Source organism: Planktothrix tepida PCC 9214, assembly GCF_900009145.1.
GTDB classification, from domain to species: domain Bacteria; phylum Cyanobacteriota; class Cyanobacteriia; order Cyanobacteriales; family Microcoleaceae; genus Planktothrix; species Planktothrix tepida.
This window is the reverse complement of record NZ_LN889803.1, coordinates 1-22103: the sequence shown is the minus strand read 5'-3', so window position 1 is coordinate 22103 and position 22103 is coordinate 1. Positions and strand designations below refer to the sequence as shown.

Annotated in this window: 23 protein-coding genes; 7 read left to right on the top strand and 16 right to left on the bottom strand. The window is 37.8% G+C overall.

Annotated elements, in window-relative coordinates; translation table 11 throughout:
• Positions 1–113 precede the first annotated feature (113 nt).
• The 4 genes from PL9214_RS17835 to PL9214_RS31365 form a co-directional block, all read right to left on the bottom strand.
• Complete coding sequence (locus tag PL9214_RS17835; protein ID WP_072720129.1) at positions 114–389, bottom strand: DUF2442 domain-containing protein; 276 nt, start codon at positions 387–389, stop codon at positions 114–116.
• Positions 364–606 (bottom strand): DUF4160 domain-containing protein, encoded by a 243-nt coding sequence (locus tag PL9214_RS17830; RefSeq protein ID WP_072720128.1) that lies wholly within the window; start codon positions 604–606, stop codon positions 364–366. Before PL9214_RS17830 ends, PL9214_RS17835 begins: the two co-directional genes overlap by 26 nt.
• 230 nt (positions 607–836) lie before the next feature.
• Complete coding sequence (locus PL9214_RS17825; RefSeq protein ID WP_072720127.1) at positions 837–1238, bottom strand: type IV pilin protein; 402 nt, start codon at positions 1236–1238, stop codon at positions 837–839.
• 96 nt (positions 1239–1334) lie between these two features.
• Complete coding sequence (locus tag PL9214_RS31365) at positions 1335–1493, bottom strand: hypothetical protein (protein ID WP_186440395.1); 159 nt, start codon at positions 1491–1493, stop codon at positions 1335–1337.
• Positions 1494–1911: 418 nt separating this feature from the next.
• On the opposite strand from PL9214_RS31365, the gene PL9214_RS17815 reads away from it, so the two are divergent.
• Entirely contained in the window at positions 1912–3309 is a 1398-nt protein-coding gene (locus PL9214_RS17815) for a helix-turn-helix domain-containing protein (RefSeq protein ID WP_072720125.1), read from the top strand.
• A gap of 84 nt (positions 3310–3393) precedes the next feature.
• A complete protein-coding gene (locus tag PL9214_RS17810; protein WP_072720124.1) occupies positions 3394–3948 on the top strand; it encodes a Uma2 family endonuclease in 555 nt (184 codons plus the stop codon).
• A gap of 14 nt (positions 3949–3962) precedes the next feature.
• Here PL9214_RS17810 and PL9214_RS17805 read toward each other — a convergent pair whose 3' ends face one another.
• The 8 genes from PL9214_RS17805 to PL9214_RS17770 all read right to left on the bottom strand — a co-directional run bounded on the left by PL9214_RS17805 (position 3963) and on the right by PL9214_RS17770 (position 11141).
• Positions 3963–4838, bottom strand: a complete 876-nt coding sequence (locus PL9214_RS17805) for a sensor histidine kinase (protein ID WP_072720123.1) — start codon at positions 4836–4838, stop codon at positions 3963–3965.
• A gap of 142 nt (positions 4839–4980) precedes the next feature.
• Positions 4981–6204, bottom strand: a complete 1224-nt coding sequence (chlP, locus tag PL9214_RS17800) for a geranylgeranyl reductase (protein WP_072720122.1) — start codon at positions 6202–6204, stop codon at positions 4981–4983.
• A gap of 168 nt (positions 6205–6372) precedes the next feature.
• Entirely contained in the window at positions 6373–6630 is a 258-nt protein-coding gene (locus PL9214_RS17795; RefSeq protein ID WP_072720121.1) for a cytotoxic translational repressor of toxin-antitoxin stability system, read from the bottom strand.
• An 11-nt stretch (positions 6631–6641) separates the two neighbouring features.
• Entirely contained in the window at positions 6642–6914 is a 273-nt protein-coding gene (locus tag PL9214_RS17790) for a hypothetical protein (protein WP_072720120.1), read from the bottom strand.
• A 67-nt stretch (positions 6915–6981) separates the two neighbouring features.
• Positions 6982–7227: an HNH endonuclease gene (locus tag PL9214_RS17785; protein WP_072720446.1), complete on the bottom strand. Its 246-nt coding sequence runs from the start codon at positions 7225–7227 to the stop codon at positions 6982–6984.
• Positions 7228–7352: 125 nt separating this feature from the next.
• On the bottom strand, positions 7353–7841 hold the full coding sequence (locus tag PL9214_RS17780) for a hypothetical protein (protein WP_072720119.1): 489 nt from the start codon (positions 7839–7841) through the stop codon (positions 7353–7355).
• 291 nt (positions 7842–8132) lie between these two features.
• The gene (locus tag PL9214_RS17775) at positions 8133–8549 is read right to left on the bottom strand and encodes a KGK domain-containing protein (RefSeq protein WP_072720118.1); all 417 of its coding nucleotides are present in this window, start codon (positions 8547–8549) and stop codon (positions 8133–8135) included.
• Between the two features lie 186 nt (positions 8550–8735).
• Positions 8736–11141: a dynamin family protein gene (locus PL9214_RS17770; RefSeq protein ID WP_072720117.1), complete on the bottom strand. Its 2406-nt coding sequence runs from the start codon at positions 11139–11141 to the stop codon at positions 8736–8738.
• A gap of 345 nt (positions 11142–11486) precedes the next feature.
• On the opposite strand from PL9214_RS17770, the gene PL9214_RS17765 reads away from it, so the two are divergent.
• Positions 11487–13373, top strand: coding sequence for a methyl-accepting chemotaxis protein (locus PL9214_RS17765; protein WP_072720116.1), 1887 nt, complete (start codon positions 11487–11489; stop codon positions 13371–13373).
• 110 nt (positions 13374–13483) lie between these two features.
• Here the strand turns inward: PL9214_RS17765 and PL9214_RS17760 are convergent, their stop codons facing one another.
• On the bottom strand, positions 13484–14860 hold the full coding sequence (locus PL9214_RS17760) for a response regulator (RefSeq protein ID WP_072720115.1): 1377 nt from the start codon (positions 14858–14860) through the stop codon (positions 13484–13486).
• A gap of 184 nt (positions 14861–15044) precedes the next feature.
• Positions 15045–17276, bottom strand: a complete 2232-nt coding sequence (locus PL9214_RS17750; RefSeq protein ID WP_437126735.1) for a hybrid sensor histidine kinase/response regulator — start codon at positions 17274–17276, stop codon at positions 15045–15047.
• Between the two features lie 286 nt (positions 17277–17562).
• On the opposite strand from PL9214_RS17750, the gene PL9214_RS17745 reads away from it, so the two are divergent.
• Together PL9214_RS17745 and PL9214_RS17740 are read left to right on the top strand one after the other, a co-directional pair.
• Entirely contained in the window at positions 17563–18168 is a 606-nt protein-coding gene (locus PL9214_RS17745; protein WP_072720112.1) for a superoxide dismutase, read from the top strand.
• An 80-nt stretch (positions 18169–18248) separates the two neighbouring features.
• Entirely contained in the window at positions 18249–18458 is a 210-nt protein-coding gene (locus tag PL9214_RS17740; RefSeq protein ID WP_072720111.1) for a hypothetical protein, read from the top strand.
• Between the two features lie 401 nt (positions 18459–18859).
• Here PL9214_RS17740 and PL9214_RS17735 read toward each other — a convergent pair whose 3' ends face one another.
• Together PL9214_RS17735 and PL9214_RS17730 are read right to left on the bottom strand one after the other, a co-directional pair.
• On the bottom strand, positions 18860–19555 hold the full coding sequence (locus PL9214_RS17735; protein WP_072720110.1) for a Mo-dependent nitrogenase C-terminal domain-containing protein: 696 nt from the start codon (positions 19553–19555) through the stop codon (positions 18860–18862).
• A gap of 213 nt (positions 19556–19768) precedes the next feature.
• Positions 19769–20068 (bottom strand): 30S ribosomal protein PSRP-3, encoded by a 300-nt coding sequence (locus PL9214_RS17730; protein ID WP_072720109.1) that lies wholly within the window; start codon positions 20066–20068, stop codon positions 19769–19771.
• A gap of 157 nt (positions 20069–20225) precedes the next feature.
• On the opposite strand from PL9214_RS17730, the gene PL9214_RS17725 reads away from it, so the two are divergent.
• Together PL9214_RS17725 and PL9214_RS17720 are read left to right on the top strand one after the other, a co-directional pair.
• Entirely contained in the window at positions 20226–21008 is a 783-nt protein-coding gene (locus PL9214_RS17725; protein ID WP_072720108.1) for a TIGR01548 family HAD-type hydrolase, read from the top strand.
• 50 nt (positions 21009–21058) lie between these two features.
• Entirely contained in the window at positions 21059–21970 is a 912-nt protein-coding gene (locus PL9214_RS17720) for an alpha/beta hydrolase family protein (protein ID WP_245824284.1), read from the top strand.
• Positions 21971–22103 lie beyond the last annotated feature (133 nt).

Here is a 22103-nt window from a genome sequence, read left to right as displayed (position 1 = left end):
GCAAACTGCTGACGAGCTAAAATAGAGAGCGATCGCTTCTTTTAAATAAATAAAAGCGATCGCTCTAGGATTAGTATTTTAAGGTAGAATCTTGAAATGAGCGACAATAGAATTTATACTAGGGATTGCCTTTGATTTTGAGGTGCAGCAGCACCGCGTAATAATCCTTCGGTACTAATATCTTCATCTATTTCTTCCCAATGAATCCCATAACCACCACCACAAATTTCCCATTTTTGTAATTGTTCTGGGTTCGCTTTTAATAGTCGAGGAAACCAAGCTAGGGGAGTGGTGAGAGTGCGTCCATCCATTAATTCCACACTAAAAGCATCTTCATGGATGAGAACATTTTTTACACGAATATCAGTTTGAATTGCCAAAGTATTCATACCATGCCTCTAAAAATTTTTGTTGATTGACTTCCACAAGGGATTGTATTTTTCTTAACTCTTTAGCATTAAATCCTATATTTTTGGCTAAAGATACGGTCGATAACCAGAATTTAGCTGAGAGATTATCTCTATCAATGTGAATATGGGGAGGTTCGTTGGGTTCATGGCTGTAAAAATAAAAGCGATAGCTTTCAAATCTTAAAACTGTTGGCATTTTTTATAGATATTTTTACCCTAATATATTTAATCATATTGATTTGATTTTGTCAATTTCAGTTGAACAAACAGACATTAGTGATCATATATTCTTAAGCATGAGCCTGGGAATGAGGAAATTCTTAACCTGTCATAATAATTTAGAGCGATCGCTTCTTTTTTATCAATAAAAGCGATCGCTCTAGGATTAGTATTTTAAGAAGGTAGAACGATGAAACAAGAAATTCTCTAGCTACCGGATGATACACAGGTCAACACCATCTGGCTATTGCCTCCTTTTTCCGCAGCCATACAACACGCTAATGTTTGATTACCGTCTTCAGGTTGGGTGGGAGGATATATTTCTACCTGATACATATAATTGTTGGTTTCATTTGGCAATCCTAGTAATTTTAATGAGTCTGTAAACAAGGTAGTTTCAGCATAGTAAGCCATCTGTTTTTTTTGACAAGTGTTGATGTAAGTAATTGCTTCTGATTGTTTAGCCTTATGGATTAAATTAAACATTGTCTTTATAGAAATAGTGGCGAGAATACCTATAATAGTAATCACAACTAATAATTCCACTAGGGTAAACCCTGATTTTTTTTTTCGATAAACCGGAAAAATAACTTTTAAAATATATTTCATTTATCACTTTTATTAAAGTATTCAAGCTAACTAAGAGCTATTCGTGTCTACTACAAATGGAGGTCTGTAGCTGGCACGAATAGTCCCTGATTAATATTAGTGTATGTCGTGACTGCCTAACAACCATAAAGATTTAAGCCACGATAAAATGACCGTAAAATTACTGCCAAAACCATCGCCAACGGTAACAATCTGTCTGCCAATTTGCTGAACCCCACGAACTAACAGCCTTACCCCATACATTGTCACGACCATACTTCCATTGACAAAGCTGATTACGATCCCAAGGAGGTGTAGATAGACCGATTCTTCCTTGCGCTCGCCAATAAGCCAGGTTGTCGCTCACAGTCATACGACCCAGGTATGTGTCTTTTGTAAACCACCCAGCATTAGCTGGCTGAGTGTGAGACACAAGAACCAAACTACCAACGAAGACTGCTATCGATATTTTACTAAGTTTTACTATTTTTGACATCAGTTATTCCCTCTAGTTTAAATAATAAAGTCTTGAATCAATATTATTTATTCTCCAACATAAAAATTGTAAAGACAACTGACATGATGTAAGGATGAGTAACTAATTTAGTCAGCAAAAATGTCATCTATCATCCCAATGTCATCAGATGTCAGAGAATTTATGATAATATGATAGAAATCTATCGATCTCAAATCAATGGACATAAAAGATGTATTAGAATTTACAGATTATCTATTTTTTTCACAGACTGGTAAACATATAGATAGTCTGCAAGAGAGCATTTTGAAAGGAACCTTGGATGGTCAGAAATATAGCGAAATAGCAGAAGCGGAACATTGTACCGAAGGTCACGTCAGAAATGTTGCCTCGGAACTATGGCAAAATATTTCCAGTGCTTTAGGTGAAGAAGTTAATAAATATAATTTTCGCCGTACCTTACAAAAACCTAATTTTTCTATAACTTCATCAAGTTTTACAAAAGAATTCATAAATGTTAGTAATATTAATTTTTGCTATAGTAATATCCAACAACTAGAAATTATGAATAATAGATTAGCTCCCTCTCCCCCAGAAACATCCCAAACCCAAAATCAATCAACAATTATCAATTTAATAGAAGCACCTGAATTAACGACCTTTTACGATCGCACCTCAGAATTAACTACCCTCAAACAATGGATATTAGAAGACCATACTCGCTTAATTACCATTTATGGATTAAGTGGAATTGGAAAAAGTGCGCTAACGGTTAAGCTGATAGAAGAAATTAATAGTGAATTTGATTATATTATCTGGAAAAGTTTTAATAATATTCCTACCCTTTCAACACTACAAACCGAACTTAAAGACTTTTTTTCTCAATCTCAACAAACCCTCTTATCTACAGTTATTGATTATTTTCGTAACTCTCGCTGTTTAGTGATTCTTGATGACCTACAGGATATTTTAAAAAGTGGTGAATTAGCAGGTCAATACTTACCCGGATATGAAGATTATAGTAAATTTTTTAAACAAATTACTACATCTCCCCATCAAAGTTGTTTAATTCTCCTGAGTTGGACAAAACCCATAGAAATCGCCAATTTAGAAACAGAAAATAGCTCCGCACAAACCTTAAATCTCAAAGGATTAGGGGAAGAAGCAACCGAAATCTTACGAGAAAAAGGGTTAATTGATCAGGAAAATTGGTTAGAATTAATTACAATCTATCAAGGTCATCCTAGATGGTTAAAGATTATTGCTTCAACAATTATTGAACTCTTTAATGGTAGTGTTTCCCTGTTTTTAGCCGAACAAAATGATATCTATTTAGGAGATTTAGAACCTGGTTTAGAATCTCACTTAGACCGTTTATCGAAATTAGAAAAACAAGTAATATATTGGTTAGCGACTCAAGCTCAACCCGTCAATATTTCCCAAAAACCTGCTAACCTGGTATTATCAAAACCTGAATTTATGCAAGCGATACAATCATTAATTCGACGGAATTTAATTGAAAAAGTTGAAGGAGGAGGGCGATCGCTATTTCTATTAAATCCTGTATTCAAAGCATATATTCAGTTTCATACAACAGATCAGCTTTACTCAATTTAGTTACTTTCCGTATATCCTAACTTCTATAATCTTGACTATAATGTTAATAGAATGTTTATAAAAGATAATGACGAGGAATAAAAAATGCGATCGCCTTTACCCCTATTGACCGTTGAAGACTATCTAAACGCCGAAGCTAACAGTCAAACTCGCCATGAATATGTCGGTGGCTATGTCTTTGCGATGGCGGGTGCGAGTGAGGAACATAATATTATTGCAGGAAATATTTTTGCCTTATTGCGTCCTCATCTGCGGGGAAGTTCTTGTCGGGTGTTTGTGTCGGATATGAAAGTTAAAGTTCAAGACGATATTTTCTATTATCCTGACTTGCTGGTCACTTGTAACCCCCAAGATAATCATAGATATTTTAAAACTCAACCTAGTTTAATTATAGAAGTTCTTTCAGAAACGACAGAAACTACGGATAGACGAGAAAAATTAATGAACTATCAAACCCTTGACAGTTTAAAAGAATATGTTTTAGTCTCCCAAAATCAAATGCAAGTGGAAATTTATCGTCAAGATGATCAAGGAAATTGGACAATCCAAATTTTAGGACAAAAAGACGATTTAATCTTAGAATCTGTGGGGTTAACGCTGACAATGGCGCAAATTTATGAAGATGTCTTTAATAATTGAAATTAGGATTAAGTCTAAGAATCTGATGATCTGGGAAGTTCGATGATAAATTCTGTTCCAATTCCTAATACTGACTGACATTTAATTGTACCTTGATGTCGCTCTTCAATAATTTGACGACTGACAGATAAACCAATTCCAGTTCCTTGTTCTACGGGTTTTGTGATTAATAACGCTTCAAAAATTGTATTTTGATCATTCTCAGGTATTCCTAAACTATTATCTTGAATTGATAAAATAACAGAATCTGAAGTTAAGCTGGTTTTAATTGTGATTGTGGGTTTAAATTCAGGATTAGAGGGTTGAGCTTTGGCTTTTTCATCTAAAGCATTAACGCTATAATTAATTAAATAAGATAAAGCTTGATTAAAATGTCCGGGATAACAGTTAATTTCCGGGATGTCTCCATAGTTCTTAATCACCTCAATGGGGGATCGGATTTTAGTTCCTTTAAACCGACTTTTTAACATTAATAATACACTATCAATGCCATCGTGAATATTAAATAATACTTGGCGATCGCTTTCAAATCTCCCAAACGTCCGTAAAGCATTACTAATTTGATGTAAACGTTCTGCTCCATTTTCCATAGCCGATAACAATTTCGGCACATCTTCCGTTAAATACTCTAAATCAATCGCATCAATTTCATCAGCAATTTCACTAACAGGATCGGGATAATGTTCTTGATACAGTTCAATTAAATTTAATAAATCTTTGACATAATCTTTAATATAAGTAATATTTCCGGCAATACACCCTAACGGATTATTAATTTCATGGACAACACTTGAAACCAAATGACTCAAGGTAGCTGTTTTTTCTTGTTGAACTAATTCCAAAATATCCGTCGCATTGAGTTGTTCTTCTGACGGGTTTGTTAAACTCATACTAAATTCTCCTTATAATCAGTTATCAGCTATCCGTTATCAGTTATTAGTCAAGAAAAGAAGTTATCATTTAACTCTTAACTCATAGATAGAGACGCGCCATGGCACGTCTCTACACTGATGACTGATGACTGATGACTGATTACGGCGCTAATGCACTTCCGCGTAACAAACTCCCCAGGGTTTTTGCTGTAATCTTCATCTGAATTAGAGGGTTGGCCGGAACAACGGTTTTGTACAGATAGCTATCAAAAGTTAACTTCTGCACATCCCTATCCGCACACATCTCTACAAAAGCTTCACGGGTCGCATCCGTGCGATAGAAGACTCGTTGCAGAATATCTAACACCAGATAAGTAATGCCATATTTCTTATCCCAGAGTTTGATATATTCCTTCAGATCGGCTTCTGTGGGAATGCGTTTACCACTATTACTCCGTTCCACAATGGTTTCGGCACACATCCGCCCTGACTTGGCGGCGAAATAGATGCCTTCTCCAGAGGACTTCGTAACTGTTCCGGCGGCATCTCCGACTAACGCCACTCGTCCCACAACCCGACGAGGACGGGGATGTTCGGGAATGGGGTGAGCTTCTACTTTAATAATCTTACCGCCTTCGATGCGGCTCGCTGCCCGGGCGCGAATTCCCGCTTGCAATTGTTTGATCAGCGCTTGGTTGGGTTTCATGGTTCCAGTTCCCACCGCAACGTGATCATATTTGGGGAATACCCAGGCGTAGAAGTCTGGGGAAACGTCGTTACCAACGTACATTTCCGCCCGATCTTCATAATAGGCCATTTTATCTTCAGGGATACGGATGCGTTCTTGGAAGGCGATCGCATAATTATAATCCCCAGCATCAATGGCTTTAGCAATGCGGGAGTTAGCTCCATCCGCCCCGATCACCACATCCACTTCTAGGGTTTTGGGTGTACCCACGCCACCTTCAGCCGTTGCATGATCATGATAATGAATCACATAAGGCTCGGAACTGGTTTTAGGAATTTCTAATTGATGAACAGTACCATTTATTAAAATTGTCCCTAGAGAGACGGCGCGATCGCGCATAAACCCATCGAGAATTTCCCGACGGCACATTCCAATATATTCGTCTTCTTTTTCAATGAAAATATCAACCTCACGGTTCGAGGGAGAGATCATTTTCATTTTTCTCACCCGCCGATCAATGACATGAGCAGGTAAGTCAAACTCACTCACCATACAAAGCGGGATCGCCCCACCACAGGGTTTGGCGTTATCCAGCTTCCGTTCAAACAGGTAGGTTTCAATGCCTGCTTTAACTAGCGTCTCGGCTGCGGAAGAACCCGCAGGGCCAGAACCAACAACAGCAACCCGTAGTGTCAACGGTCTTCTCCCAATCTATCTCGTCTTTTTACTAATTTGTGATGGTATCACGGACACTCACCTGGAAACCATTTCTCCCCCGTCAGTTGTGACGCTTTGCAATACACCTTAACAGTTTGTAATAAAGTAGGGGCGGTTGAGGGTTGCTTGTCTCCCCCTGCTTCTACTCTAAATCTTGGGTTTGGGTAGAATTCGGACGAATTTAACAATTTGACCGGTTACTTCTATTCCAATTAAATAATTTTCTAAAGTAAAGCGATAAAAAATAGCACTTGAACCTAATGGCTTAAGTTCGGGTAAGTCTTTGAGAGTTTTAATCTGTTTAAATTCAACAAAGACAAAATGATAGACCTTAGAATAAGCGGATGGTTCTAAGCTTATTAGGTCATGAATAAAAGATCGACCATAGCGGACATCAAGCGTCACGATGGGGTTACTCAGTCATTCATTTGGGGGATAGGACGATAGGTGGGATGGTGATGTTCTGAATGGGAGGCACTGGGTCTACTATACTCAAAATGCAACAGTTCTAGGGCTTCATCATAGGTTAAAGAGTCTCCTGGTGTTAAAGTTTCCTTGGCTTCTTGAATCGCTTTGAGCATATAGGTATCATAAAATAGGGTTTGCAAGGATTTCCAGGCTTTTCCTAAGTCTTCTTCGGAGATCTGATCAACTAAGTAATGCAGTTTTTTTCTAAGAGGATTTATCATTTGTAGAACTAAAAATCCCTAACTCGGTCGTTTAATTCTACTATTATATCATTTTTAGTTGCAATTTTTAAATTGTAAAGTTTCGCTTGAAACGAAGATCAAAATCAGCTTTCTTTTTCTGATTACATTGAGAACACAAGGTTTGTAAATTACTAATATCGTTAGAACCTCCTTTTGCTAATGGGATAATATGATCCATTGTCAGTTGGGTTTCATTTTCGGTTTTACCACAGCTTTTACATTGATAATTATCTCGTAAAAATACATATCTTCTAACTTCTTGAGGAATGACAATTCTGGGGGTAGGTTTCATTAATTTAACCATCCTGTAATCAAGCTTCTATTTTTTTATTATAGATCATGTTCTATGATAAAAAAATCAGCTTATATACTTACCCTTTCTCAAATAATTATCTTCTAGCCTTACTGAAAACTCTTTTAAAAATTTCCCAACTTTGATTTGACTATCGCCTCAATATTCTGCCACTTTTCCAGACTTGACTGGGACGACAAAAGATATTTCTCATGAGCTAATCTTAACTGATTTTCTATCTCCAAATATAGGTTATGTTGGTTGACTGATGGGTTGACAAAAGAATACTCAACAATAGCAATATTTAAGGCAAACCACAGACAGTAAATAAAGTAGCAATTCTGATCATTTTCCAATTTTCCTAAAGCATTTTCTATCGCTGATGCAATTCTGCCAAATTCTTGTTCTGCTTTGAAATTAGCTATTCCAATTTCGGCTACTAGATCATAGTTTAACTCAGAATATTTATTTCTACCCTTAGTCCAGAATTTATTAAACAGTTCATCACTATTAACTTTTTTTGAATTTTGTCGATTATTAATAATATTGCACATTGAAGTTGTAATATCGTCAATTGCAAAATATAAGGTGTATACTTTGGCTGTATTGTTCATGGTTTTTGTTAAAATTAAGTCATAATGCCCTGAACTTGCATTTCGGGCTGTAGAGACGCGCCATGGCACGTCTCTACGTCATCTAAATATAACTAAGATCATTAACCCGTTTTAACGGGTTTTAGCTTTTAGCCTGAAATTTATTTCAAGGCTTTTAGCGTGATTTTTGATAAACTTTAGGCGCGCCTCGCCCCTATGATGAATAGGATTTTAAGACGTTTATACAACTGATTTAGACTTGCTATATAGAGGGTAAAACTAAGATATCTCATGAAGAAATCCTGTTTCTATTTAACTATTATTTTCTCGGTTTAATTTTTGACGAATATCATCTAAGGATTTTGCTACTTTATCCATTTCGTCTATTTTTTCTTCCTCTTGAACTTCTACTTCTTCCGGTTCATCGGGACAAAATTCGAGAGTAACTTTAATTCTAACTTTTCCGGGTTGCCATTCCTTCGTCCCTAACTTTAAAAGTTTACACTCTTTTCCTTCTTCAAACCATTGCCAATCATAACGACTGTCACCTTTAATCACATACAATGATTGATTAGATTGTTTACTAACAAGTAATTCTATAATTCGATTTGCACACTTTTTCAAAGCAAACTCAATATCTTGTTTCAGTTTTTCAACAAGACAAGTATGATTTCCAAACAATAGAACTTCATAATCTTCACAATTTTCTGAATTAACAACATCGCTCATATTGATTATTAGCCTCATAAAATATCCATAAATTTATTATAGAGTTATAAAATTAATTCGTCAATCTCAAAATATTAGAGTATTGAGCATAAAATTACTGATGACAGTATACATTAAAATTCAGTCTTTCCAAAAACCCAGTTTCTGCGAGAAACCGGGTTTTTAGAGAGGTAACGAGTCTAAAGGTTAAAAATCGAAACGCTCATCACTAATCTTAGAATTAGAGATGGTTGGTAATAAATGTTCAAATAGTTGCATTGACTGTAAACAACTATTAATCGCTGAAACAAATTGATTGTATTCCTCAATTTTTTGGTTGACTTCAGACTGAAATCGAGCATTCGTTTTGATTTTCTCCTCCGCTTCCTGTGCTAAGGTATTCTCTAAATAAACTCGCGCTTGACTGTATTGCTGCATAATTTCTTCCCCTTGAATTTCCGTCATCGGTAATAATTGAGTTTTCAGGGTTTGGTTAACCGTTTGGCGGAAGGTTTGATTAATGGTTTTTGAGACTTTGGGTTCAAAATCTAACTTCAACAATTGACGGATAGCGGGTTCTGCATCCACCATTGTTGTACAGTCATAACTGGATGAGGTTTGTAATAAAGTTTGGCGAAATTGATAAATCGAAAATGTGCCTTCATCATAGAATTTAGGACTTTCTCGCACATAGCGATCGCATTCCGTTTTAGCCATCGCAACTAACGCTTGATTAACCTCTTCTTCTAACCGTTTTAACCGCAGTTCTATTCCGCCATCATTTCCTAATAAACGATTGAGTTTGCGATAATATTCGGTCTTACGAACTCGTTCAACTAAACGACGGAAAAACCCTGCATTTACAGATTGAACCGCCTCCACTAAAATATCCTCTAATTGGTTCGCTAAAAAATATAATGCTTCCACTAAAACCGCTAATAACGGCGCAGTTGCATTCCGAGGATGGCTGAAGGTCGCACGACTATAAGCTTCTTTTACAGAAAAACTATCCAATAATTCATCTAAACGCCTCACCATCCGAGATTGTAATTGATTAAAATCCTGTTCAAAGCCATCACATTTACTGGTAATAATTCGATTCACTTCTTCCGCAATATGATCTCGAAATTCCTGTCCGGCTTCTTGCAATTGTTGATTCAGCAGTTGTAATTCCTGGGCTTTCATCGATTCAATTTCACGCGGTTGACTGTCTAATTCCCGTTGAATTGATTCGTAATACTTTCGCAGGGGAATACAAATATCTTCTAAATCATCGGCTAGATTCTTAAACAGTTGGGGACGTTTTTCTTGGGTTAAATAGTAAGTAATGGCGGTACGGAAATCTTCAATTCCGCTATCTTTAATTAACTGATCAATCAGGGGTTGTCCCCAATCTGCTAAAATCCTGACATAGTTTTGATTGGGAGATTCAAACCCGTTAATTGTGACTCGGAATTGAATCGGAAGTTTGCGGGAACTGCCACAATAGTTATTAAAAGCATAGACAAATTGAGGGGTTTCTTCTTCTCCCCCAAATCCTTTAATACTTTCGGCAAAAATACTATCTAACCCAAAGCGATCGCGTCCCGTTGTTGATTTAATTTGGCTTCCATAAAACCCTAATAATCCACTGGTTTTATAGACTCTGGTAGTATCCTGAAAATCCGAATAAATTAAGTTATCTAATCGTTGACGCAGTTGGGCATTATACCACGTTTCATCAATGCGATTAAACACATAAAAAACGCGATTGCGGATACTGGGATTTTGACGAATTCGTTCTAAGAGTTCCGTTTCTTCTATTGTCATTTCTCCCGCCGATGCAGGTTTTAAAACACAGACCACCGCCGAGGTATCGGGATTCTCAATTTTCTGATAAGTTAATTGAGCATCTTTCTCTACAGGCGCATCAATTCCAGGGGTGTCAATAATGACATTTCCATCTTGTAATAGGGGATGATAGCAATAGTATTCAATCCGTTTTAAGACTGCACTATTACTGCCTCGACGGGCATAACTGGCAGCTTCTTTGAGGTTAGAAAAGTTAAACTGTTCCATAGAATAAGTCGCATTATTCAGGGTGTGAATGCGATCGCGGTTTTCCACAAACCCTTTCATTAATAAATCTAACGCTTTGGCTTGTTTTGCCCGTTCAGATTTATTAACTCCTCCTTCTTGCTGAATAATTTTGTCACAGCCTTCTAAAAGCAAATCAATCACATCATTGCGATTAATATTAACATTAGAACTTAATCCTAAAAGCTGACATAAAGCCGCGACTTGTTCGCGAATTTCGGCTTCACTTAAAAAGGTTAAAACCACCCGTTCTTGATCCGGTTCAGCATAGTCAATATAACATTCGGTTCCGGTGGCGTGTCCCTCTGCACTATATAATAATTCCCGTTCTAAAAGGGCATTAATTAACATTGATTTTCCAGCACTAAACGCCCCCGCAAACACAATTTCAAACTTGGGGGAGATTACTTTATTCAAAGATGCACGCACCGCCGTAATATCCTGTTGTCGCAGGGACGGTTCTTGATGCAGAAGTTTGACTAAGCCTTCAACCTGATGTTGTAGATTTTGGCACTGAGGCGAGAGTGGAGTATTCATGTGTAAAACTCTAATTTAGATAAAAAATATCTCAGTTTAGATTATCCCTCAAAAGCGATAGCTTGGGTATCAAACTTTACTTTAATTTACAGTTTCAGTCTAAGTGGCTATCAAATTTTGAGGTAATTTGTTGATTTTAACTTCTGTTAGCTAATTTTTGGACAATTAATTTATGTTTAATTAAGCTAGAGAGGCTTTAAAGTGGGTTTTATTACATTTGTTGTTTAACAAAAAAGGGAGTTATAAGAACAGATGTAAATAATTTTTAAACTTTTAGAGGTTAGTGAAAACTATGATATAATACTCTCATAAAGGGTTTCAAAAATATCCAGTTCCAAAAAACGTATGTTTAACTTTCGATGGCCGGGAAAATCCCAAAACAAGTTTTTATATTTATTGATTGCCAGTATTCTTTTTCCCGTACTTGCTGTCAGTTCATTCAATATTATTAACTCCCGCCAATATCTAATTGATTCCGTTGCTCGCTCGATGAAAAATGAGGAACAAAATAGTGGGGAAACCATCAATCTTTTCATGAGCAATTTCAAATCTGATATTTTATATTTAAGTGAAACTCCCCCGATTCAAGGCATTGTTAGAGCCCGGGAAAACAAAGGGATTGATCCTCAAGATAAATCTAGCTATGAAAACTGGATAAATCGATTAACGATTATTTTTTCTTCGTTCTTAAGAAATCGTCCCTATTATGATCAATTACGATATCTGGATGAAGATGGAAATGAACTGGTGAGAGTCCAAGTTGCTAATGGTCAAGTTATAGTGGTTCCCAGCAAAGAGTTAAAAAACAGAACTTCATCAGAATACTTTCGGGAAACTTTAAGCTTAAAACCAGGACAAGTTTATGTTTCTCCTATAAACTTGAGTCGAGAGAATGATCAAATTGAAATTCCTTATAAACCCATTGTTCGGTATGGAGTTCCCATTTATAATCAAGCTGGTGAGAAACGAGGCGTTTTAGTTGCTAATATTTTAATTGAACGGTTGTTTGAGCTTGCTGATAATGATAATTTAAGTTCGGAATTGCAACAACAATTTTTTGTAGTTAATCAAGATGGATATTATTTAAGCCATCCCCTTCCCGAAAAACAGTGGGGGTTTGAATTAAATAAAAATTATAATCTCAAAAATGATTTTTCAGAACCTATTGTTAAGCAAGTGCTATCAGGAGGAAATGGCTTGATTACAGATATATCTAACTCAATTATGACTTATAATACCATCTTTCCCGATTCAGTTAATCGCAAAAATCCTTTTATTTTAGTCTATGAAACACCCAAATCTGTTGTTTTAGAACCCATCAATCAGTTTATTCGGATAGCTGTAATTGTTACCTTTTTGATTGGGGGATTTTTTGTATTTTTGGGAGTCATTCTGTTAAAGAAATTAGTCAATTCTATTTTGGAAGTTGTCGGGGTTGTGACTTCCTTTTCCAGTCAGATTGTGTCCACAATTAATGAACAAGAACGGATTACCAATCAACAATTATCTTCAGTTCAAGAAACAACCGTAACAATGGATGAATTAAGTGCTTCCTCTCAACAATCTTCTCAACAAGCAGAAGGGGCTGTTTTTGGGGCTCAACAAGCCTTAATTCGGGTAGAACAGGGGACAGTCGCCATTCAAAAAGCGTTACAAGAAATGGAAACCCTGAAAATCAAAGTAGAATCTATTGCTGAAAAAATTGTGCAGTTAAGTGAACAAACCCATCAAATTGGTAGTGTTTCTGATGTGGTCAGTGATTTATCAAATCAAACCAATATGTTAGCGTTAAACGCCGCCGTTGAAGCGGTACGCGCTGGAGAACATGGAAAGGGATTTGCTGTTGTCGCGTCTGAAATTAGAAAACTCTCCGATGCGAGTCAAAAATCCAGCCAAAAAATTAATACCTTAGTCAATGATATTCAACGGATGATTCAAACAACAGTTGTGGTGACTGAAGAAGGAACAAAAAATGTTGAATCTGGGGTTCATGTCGCTCACCAAACGGCTCAAGTCTTTTCCGATGTGTCAAAATCAATGGAACAAATCGTTGAAAGTAGTCAACAAATTGCCTTAACATCTAAACAGCAAGCCGTCGCTATTCAACAGGTTAATCAAGCTATGAATAATCTCACACGAGGTGCTAATGAAACGGCTCTCGGTGTCAACCAAATTAAAAACGGAAGTGCAAAACTCAGTGATGCAACTCATAACTTAAAAGAAGTGTTATAGTGCTATTTGAACAGGGAACAGGGAACAGTAAGGAGTGAAAGGGTTTGCTGGATTTAGACGTGTACTAACTGTACTGTGTAGTGCTATGTAATCTTTTTCCCCATCTTGCTTTAACTCGAAACGGTTAACCCTAATTGCTCATGACAACGTTGAATATATAAAGAGGTAATGGTATCGTTGGGGTTATGTTGTAGAACGGTTTGGAAATATCCTAATGCTTCTTCATAGTTTTGGTTTTTCCACGCTTGAATTCCCTGATCAAATTGTGATAAAATTAAAACTTCTGAGGTGGAAAAGGCGGAGGAAAGAGTTCCCAAAAGTTCATAAATTTCAATCGCATTTTGTTTCCCTCTAGGGATAACACAATCAATCCACCGCCAATAAAATAAATCAGGTGTTACAGGGTATTGAGTAACTAAGGAATCCGAAACGGTCTCCACCCAAGTTGTTGCTTTATTCAGGTGTTCTAAAGTCGATTGACTTACAATAATCGTACAACCATAGACTTTCGTGAGTCCTTCCAATCGAGAAGCGGTATTAACAACATCTCCAATCACCGTTGAATCCATTCTCTCTTCTGAACCTAATGTCCCAATCATTCCCTTTCCGGTATGAATTCCAATCCCAATGTTTATCGGATGTTGCCTTTTTTTAAAGTGAGGATGATTAAATTCTTGTAAACTTTTTTTCATTATTAATGCAGCGTTAAGTGCATCCTGGCTTTGTAATTGAGGTCGGTCAAAAACAGCCATGATGGCATCCCCTAAATATTTATCAATAAATCCATGATGGGAGGTAATACAGCCACTCATTTTATTAAAAAAAGCATTTAACCATTCAAAGGTTTCTTGAGGATTTTGGGATTCTGCAATGGCGGTAAAATCTCGAATATCACAAAATAAAATCGTCAATTCTTCTTCGGTAACATTTCCTAAGCGAATCGATTCAACCCCTTCAGGGGCGATGCGGTTTAAAAATTGTTCAGGAACAAATAAACGAAATTTTTCTGATAAATCTTCATTAATTTGCCAAGCTACAGAAAGTTGACGTTTTGTAGTTTCTTGAATCCGCCGCTTCATTAAAGTCTGGTGCGAAGCTTGGCGAATTTCTTGTAACTGAAGCAAATTCGCAACTTTTGCTAACAGTAATCGACTCTTAAACGGTTTAGTAATATAATCATCTGCCATTTGTTCCATTCCTTTCAATTTCGATTCTTCATCATCTAAAGCAGTTAAAAAAATAATCGGAATGGTTTTTAAGAATTCTTGTTGTCGAAAATAATGGCAAACCTCAAATCCGTTCATTTCTGGCATCATCACATCTAACAAAACCAAATCAGGAATACAGGTTTGAGTTAACTGTATGGCTTCTATTCCCGATGTTGCTGACTGGGTTTGATAGCCTGCTGATGCCAGTAAGTTTTCTAATAAACGGAGATTCATCGGTTCGTCATCGACGAGAAGAATACACGGCGATGGGTTGGACATGAGATTAATTTTAATCAAAATTGAACGTTTAAAAAACCAACCTGCTGATAGGTTGCTGCCCCTACTTTTAATATTAGGTTTCCGCAAAACTCAAGAAAAAACTGGTCGCTCTGAACATCACCCTGATGTTATCATTACAACGAATCAGAATCCTGCTTTTCATCCGTCATTGTATAGATTTTGTCTATCCCCTCTTCGATGAAGACCCCAGAAAAGATTTCACCAGAGACAGCATTAAGTCTAAATCTAAAGGTTTACTTAAATAGGCAGATGCACCCGCAGCTAAACAGCGTTCTCGGTCGCCTGCCATTGCCATTGCTGTCAGCGCAATAATCGGAACAGATTGCCACAGAGAATGGTTTTGAAGTTGACGCATCAGTTCTATCCCATCTATCTCTGGTAACTGCACATCCATTAAAATTAAATCGGGTAAGGATTTTTCAGTTACTAGGGGAGAATGAATGGCTTCTAACATAGTTTGACCATCACTAATTAATTCAACTCGATATCCCTCTAACTCTAAAATTTCAGAAACTAATAATTGATTAAAGGGTTGATCTTCCACGACTAAAATTCGAGGAATATTGGGATAATTCAGATTAGAACTATCAGAAGCATCAGATTTTTGATCTTTAGATAAAGCTTGAGGTTGCCGATTCAGACTGAATTCTTCACGCATTTCTGTTAAAGGCAACCACACCCGAAATAAGCTGCCTTGATTCACCGTTGAACGGAAGGAAACCGTGCCGCCATGTAACTCTGCCAGTCGTTTAACTAATGCTAATCCTAATCCGGTTCCTTCATGGCGACGGGTTAAAGAAGAATCTACTTGTTGAAAGGGACGAAACAAAAGATGCCAACGTTCTTCTGGAATCCCAATCCCTGAGTCTTTTACTTCTAAACAAAGATAAGGTGTACTGGAATTTACTGGGGAACAATCCGGTCGATAATCTTGATCAATTTGGCTGCCATAAGCTAAAAATCCACTGAGTTTAATGCTTCCTCCCTCCGGTGTAAATTTCACCGCATTAGACAGTAAATTAATAATAATTTGTCGCACCCGTCGCTCATCTAAAAAGGCTTGATTGAATCGATAATCTAATTCTAAAGACATCGCCAACCGTTTTTTGTCAGCACGAGGCTGCATCATTCTTAAGCCTTCAGTACACAGGCGGTGAACATCGACAATTGTTAAATCAAGTTCGGTTTTTCCGGCTTCAATTTTGGATAAATCCAGAATATCATTAATCAGTTGTAAGAGATGTTGACCACTTTTTTCAATCAGTTGAACGTGATGCAGTTGCCGTTCATTTAAAATCCCTCCAATCTGGCGTTTAAGTAAGTCGGAAAACCCTAAAATACTATTGAGGGGAGTTCGCAGTTCATGAGACATGGACGCCAAAAACTCGGATTTTAGTTGAGAAGCTCGTTCTAAATCTTCGTTAATTTGACGCAGGCGAGTTTGTGCTTGTGTCCGTTCAATCGCCGCACCCAGCGTCCGACAAGCTGCATCTAACATATCCCGTTGAGGATATTGTTGAAATCGATTTAAGTCCCGTGATTCTAAAGTTAAAACCCCAATAATATTTCCATTAGTCGCCGGGATGGGGAAAATTCCTAACTGACCAATTCCGGGAGAGCGAAATGCAGGAACGGATTTAGGATGTTGAGCATAATTTTGCACAAAAATAGGTTGACCCGTTGCCACCACATCCCATAATAAACCTTGACCATAGGGAATTCCATCCTTTAAGATTTCCTGCATTAAAGCAATGGCAGGTTCTCCATAGGTGGCAATAAATTGACCCGAAATTTGATTCATAATCGTTTCAGCTTGGCGATTTCTTCCCTCTCCATAAATGACTTTCACATCCCCAAAAGCCGCATTGATAACGGAAACTAAATAATTCAAGGCAAACTGAGCCACCTCTTGTAAATTATCAGAATCTTGTAAACGTTCATTTAACCCTAATAAAAATTTTAATCGCTGAACTTCTGTATTTAAGTGGGTTTGAGAATTTCGATAATAAGTTACATCTCGAAACGTGAATAACCGACCGCCCTGGGAAGTTAAGGTACTTTCAACTTCTAAATAAATGCCGTTACTTTGCTGAATACAAAAAGATAAATTAGGAATTTCTGTTTGCTGTAAACAAGCCGTGAGTTGCTGACATTGTTGTTCACTCCAATAGCCCTGAGCAACCACTTCTGAACAAATCCTTTCTAAGGGAGGATGTTGAGTTAAAAAATTGAGAGATAATCCCCAAATTTCAGCTAATTTTTGATTAAATAAAACTAAATGATGCGAAGAATTAAATAAAGCGATCGCATTATCAATCTGGTTCAGAATTAATTCTTGCTCTTCCCGCAACTGGTGGACATCCATTGCCAATGGCGGTTGCTCGCTATTACTCATCTCTTCAATCATGGTGTTTCTGGGGGAAGCCGGACTCAATTAGGTTGGATTAGGGTGGATAAAAATAATGTAACAAATCTTAACGATATTAGAGCCGAGAAGAGCCAAAGCAGATTTGAGTAGTGGCTCAACCATTCACCGTCAATAGCCAACAGTCAACGATAACTCTATTTTCTCAGAAAATCCGAGGCACAATCGCAAAATTTTGTAATTTTTGATATAAAATCAAAACGATGTAAAGATTTGTTTAGAGTTACTGGAACCTACTTAAAGAGGATAGAACACAATGGCTTTTGAACTTCCGCCTTTACCTTATGCTCCTGATGCTTTAGAAGGAAGCAAAATGTCGGCGCAGACCTTTTCCTACCATTATGGTAAACACCATGCAGCTTATGTTACGAATCTAAACAATCTGATCAAAGACACTGACCTGGCGAATAAATCCTTAGAAGAAATTATCAAAGCCACGGCCAATGACCCCGCCAAAGTCGGAATCTTCAACAACGCCGCCCAGGTGTGGAACCATTCTTTCTTCTGGAATTGTATGAAACCCGGTGGGGGGGGTGAACCCACAGGAGATTTAGCCAACAAAATTAATCACGATTTTGGTGGGTTTGACAAATTTGTAACAGAATTCAAAAACGCTGCGGCGACTCAATTTGGGAGTGGTTGGGCTTGGTTAGTGCTGGAAAATGGCAAACTGAAAGTCACCAAAACGGCTAATGCGGCTAACCCAATGGTGGATGGGGCGACTCCGTTATTAACCTTAGATGTTTGGGAACACGCCTATTATCTCGACTTCCAAAACGCTAGACCGGGTTATATTGACAACTTCCTGAGTAGCTTGGTGAATTGGGACTTTGTAGCCAGCAATTTAGCTTCTGCATCATAGAAAAGCTGGGAGTGGGGAAGGGATGATTTTTTCCCTATTCCCGGTTTATAATTTCCGATTAATGGATTAAAATCCGAGTTATGAATAGTCAAGAACTAGCCCGATATATTGAAAGCACGGATAGTATTTCTAAACCTTGGTTATTAGTTCAATTGCGCTTAAAAAAGCTTCAAGAGCGTCGATCTGAAATTTCCCACGAAGAGTATATTCAAGAGTTAGCCCAACTGCATCAAGAGTTAATGAATTTGGGCGAATGGTGGTTAGGAATAGAAGATGAAGTGTTTGGTTAAACTCTATTTTTCGGGTAGGGAATAGGGAACAGGGAACAGGGAACAGGGAACAGGGAATAGTTTGCTGAATGTAGTGGAGGCGCGCCATGTATTGGTCTTTACTTAAGTCATAATGCCCTGAACTAAAGTTCGGGCTAAAAGCTCAAACCCGTTCAAACGGGTTAAGAAAGGCAAGCCTTCAGTCATCTTTAGATGACGTAGAGGGGGTTACATGGCGCGTCTCTACAGCCTGAAATTTATTTCAAGGCTTTTAGCGCATCTCTACTATAGTGCTACGCATTACAGTTAGGACATTTCTAAATACAGCAAAAGGATTCACTGCTTACTGTTCCCTGTTCCCTGTTCCCTGTTCCCTGTTCCCTGTTCAAGTAGTGCTATACAACTTTCCCTTCGGCTATTTCCTAACAATATTTAGAGATATCTTCGTGACATTCATCTGCTAAATAACACAACGCCCGGAAACGTAACCCGACAAATTGTTCATATAAAGGATTCAATTTGCACATCGGGGGAATATGAACAATCTTGCGCCCAAATATGGTGAGATCTCGTTCAAAAGGACACTGAGGCGGAATTAATTTACACACCGCATGGGCAACTTTAGAATCATGAATTTCTAAGTCATCTAACCAATGTTTAACCGGAGAGAGAACATCCAGATGATGATCATCATGGCTATTGTGACTTATGCAAATTTCCCCTAACTCCCCCGATTGAATTTGGGATAAATCTTGTAAGGTTTTGCGTAAGGTATCTAAGGCTTCTATTTTCAGGTTTAACGCTTGACAAAATTGATGGAGTAAATCATCCTCACAAATTGAATAAATCCCATCAGCTAAAGCCACCATTACCGCCGTTCTCAGGAAGTTTTCAGCCAGTTTAGGATGGGTTCCTAAAACAGCCCCTAATTCCTCCGGTGAAATGGGATCTAAACTATCAACATCCGTGACCGCGACTAATTCATCATGGGTTAACGCATCAATTAACTCATGTTCTTCTTCGCCAAAACTTCCATCCGCCCAAGCCAGGGTTAACAGTCCCCGCATCCACGCCAGACTTTGTTCTGTGGTGTATGAAATTCGAGATGTGCTCGTCATAGGTTTTCCTCTTCGCCAAATCTCCTATGGTTCAGTCCCTGTTATTTTCCGTTGGGTTATGCGGAAAAACAAGACTAAGCTTTTTTGCTTATTTCTATGTTAGCTGCAACTCAAAGGAACCCAGCAAATTTTATCCATGCAAAACCAACGCCCAGCAGTCGCTATGGCGTTGGAGACTTCACACAATCAAAAATTAAATCAACGAGAAGGAGATCAGCTACTCCCGGTGAAGATAACTTCAGGAAATTTGCCTTGGGCTTCGCTCATGGGGCGATTTCTGCCCTCTTCTTGCCAATAATTGATCACCTCGGTTGCTTTATTGAGCAACTCAACTTGATCACCTTCAGAAATCCAACGTTTGGATTCCATTTCTGTTTTCAGTTGTTCCCAAGCATCGTTGCGAGGCCAGAAAAAGTAAGAGGTTAAAGGACTTGTGCCTTTACCCACCACTTGATCCACCGCCAGCGCAACATTCTCATCCAGCCAGAGAACTTTTAGTACGAACCTTGACAATTACACCTCCAGGTCTATCCCAGGCTTAATTAAAAATATTACAATCCTCTATAATACCTTATGTTTTTCCAAATCCGCCAATACTTTGATTGAGATTTGCCGGAGTACCCAGTTCGGGTGTAGCCTTGAGCATGACATAAGCTCAACGGACTCAATGATGAAAACCGCTATTGTTGTTTTTGATATTGATGGAGTCATTCGGGATGTGGGAGGTTCCTATCGACGGGCTATTGCTGATACCGTCGAACAGTTTACAAACGGCGCCTATCGTCCGACCCTGACCGATATTGATTATCTCAAAGCTGAGGGAATTTGGAATAATGATTGGGAAGCGTCTCAAGAATTAGTTTATCGTTATTTTGAAGCCCAAGGGAAAACAAGAACTGACATTTCCCTTAATTATCAACAGCTAATCGATTTTTTCCAGTCCCGTTATCGAGGGCTAGACCCCGAAGAATGGACAGGTTATATTTGCTCAGAACCCTTACTTTGTACCCCGAATTATTTTAAAAATTTGACTGAAAATCAGATCCTTTGGGGTTTCTTTAGTGGGGCGATGCGAGATGAAGCTCTCTATGTTTTGCAGGGTAAACTGAATTTAAGTTCTATTGTTTTAAGGGCGATGGAAGATGTTCCGGGGAAACCTGACCCAACAGGATTATTTGAAGTCATTGCAGAATTAGAGCCCGAAGAACATCAACACACTCCCGTTCTTTATGTTGGAGATACCGTAGCAGATTTATACACCGTAACCCAAGCCAAACAACTGCAACCTGAGCGTCTTTGGGTCGGTGTTGGGGTGCTTCCGCCCCATATTCAACAAGCTGATTTAGAACGTCGTCAAGGGTATCAGCAAAACTTAGAAAAGGCGGGAGCAACCATTGTATTAAATCAGTTAGAAGAATTAACTCCAGCAAAAATTAAGGAATTAATTTCTTAATCTAATTTCCCTTTTATTAAAAATTAGCGTCACAATGGGTTTAACGTGCGGTGAAATTTCTGATCAAAAATTGGTTTAATTTCTTCTCTAAAAATCAAGGTTCAAATTCTTCTGCTATTCTGAAAGAGGGTTTTATTGATCCAGTAACAGGGCGGCATAGTTTGGATCGTCTCTATGAACAATTTGCAAAACCCCAAGTTAAAGGACTTTTTGAACCCGATGCTCCGTCTATTTATATTAACCATAAAATCGGACAAAAGGTTTTAGGAGATTATATTATTGATCAAGTATTTGAAGATAAAAAAACCGGGTTTTATGCCGAGGGTCGTCTGCCTTTAAAAGCTAATCAACCTCCTGTTTTAGTGATTCGCGGCTATGGGTCATGGTATCCCTTTTATCGGGTTATAGAAGATACGCCCGATGTGTTTATTGCTAGTTGGGAAGGGCAATTAAAATCGGCTGAAAAAAAAGGTGCGATCGCTTGGTTAAAAAATCATACCCAACAAGGACAAAAACCCGATATGATTGGAGAAAGTTTAGGAGGAAAAGTAGCTCAACAAATTGTGATTAAATATTCAGATTATATTCGCTCAACGGTGACTTATAATTCATTAGGAATTTCACCGGAATTAGCAAAAATTGCTGGAATTAATAACATTTTTCACTATTTTACATTAGGAGAACGTTATGCCTTTTGGGCAAATCGAGGCGGTTATCTTCCGGGTTATTGTTTTCAAATTTCTAAACGGGGAAGGAATTGGGTTTATAAACTCGAAAATAAAATAATTTTAAAAGCCAAACTTTCAGATCTTAAAAATCATGTTAAATCTCGTAATCTATCACAACTATTTTGGGTATTTATAGCTCAGATCATCTTGCTTAAAAGACATAATGATATTATATTAAATCGTCATTCTCCTGTTGTTGATATAATCAATTTGGAGCAATTACAAAATATTTGATTTATGGTGATCGCCAGCGTGATTAATCCTCAAACCTAAAGTACACCTGTCTTTTCCTTTCCATTCTCCATTCTCCATTCTCCATTCTCCATTCTCCATTCTCCATTCTCCATTCTCCATTCTCCATTCTCCA